The 881-nt window shown below is 64.2% G+C and carries 1 protein-coding gene; it reads right to left on the reverse strand.

The features are described 5' to 3' along the window. The coding region (locus ACP7E3_RS31845; RefSeq protein ID WP_426125514.1) for an acetaldehyde dehydrogenase (acetylating) at positions 1–881 on the reverse strand (881 nt) is incomplete at both ends.

Genomic DNA, 881 nt, shown 5'->3' on the forward strand with positions numbered 1-881 from the left:
GCGGAGGTCATGATGTCGAGGTTGCCGGCGTAGGCTGGCAGGTAATGGGCGGCGCCTTCGACTTCGAGGAACACCGAGGTTTTCAGGCCGGAGAATTTGCCCAGGCCGGGGATGTTCAGCGGCGCATCTGCCGGGACCACGTCGAACTGCACGTTTTGCTTGAGGCGATAGCCCGGCACATAGGCCTGCACGGCCGCCGCCATCTCGACGATGGAGGCTTCGACCAGCGCCTGATCCGCCGCTTCGGACAGCACAAACACCGTGTCGCGCATGATCAACGGCGGCTCGGCCGGGTTCATCACGATGATCGCCTTGCCCTTGGCCGCACCGCCGATGACTTCGATGGCCTTGGACGTGGTTTCGGTGAATTCGTCGATGTTGGCGCGGGTGCCGGGCCCGGCGGATTTACTCGCGATCGAGGCGACGATCTCGGCGTAATGCACCTTGGCCACGCGCGACACCGCGGCGACCATCGGAATGGTCGCCTGGCCGCCGCAGGTGACCATGTTGACGTTGAGCTGATCGAGGTTCTGCTCCAGGTTCACCACCGGCACGCAGTACGGGCCGATGGCTGCCGGCGTCAGGTCGATCAGGCGGATGCCGGGCTTGATCCTGCGCAGGAACGCATCGTTCTGCACATGCGCGCCGGCCGAGGTGGCATCGAAGACGAAATCGATGTGCTGGAACACGTCCATGCGGGTCAGGCCTTCGACGCCTTCGTGGGTGGTAGCCACGCCCATGCGCTGGGCGCGGGCGAGGCCGTCGGAGGCCGGGTCGATGCCGACCATGACCGCCATTTCCAGGTGTTTGGCGTTGCGCAGGATCTTGATCATCAGGTCGGTGCCGATGTTGCCGGAACCGATGATGGCGACTTTGAGTTT

Origin of the sequence: Pseudomonas sp. PSPC2-3 (assembly GCF_049898265.1) — a bacterium.
Classification (GTDB): Bacteria; Pseudomonadota; Gammaproteobacteria; order Pseudomonadales; family Pseudomonadaceae; genus Aquipseudomonas; species Aquipseudomonas veronii.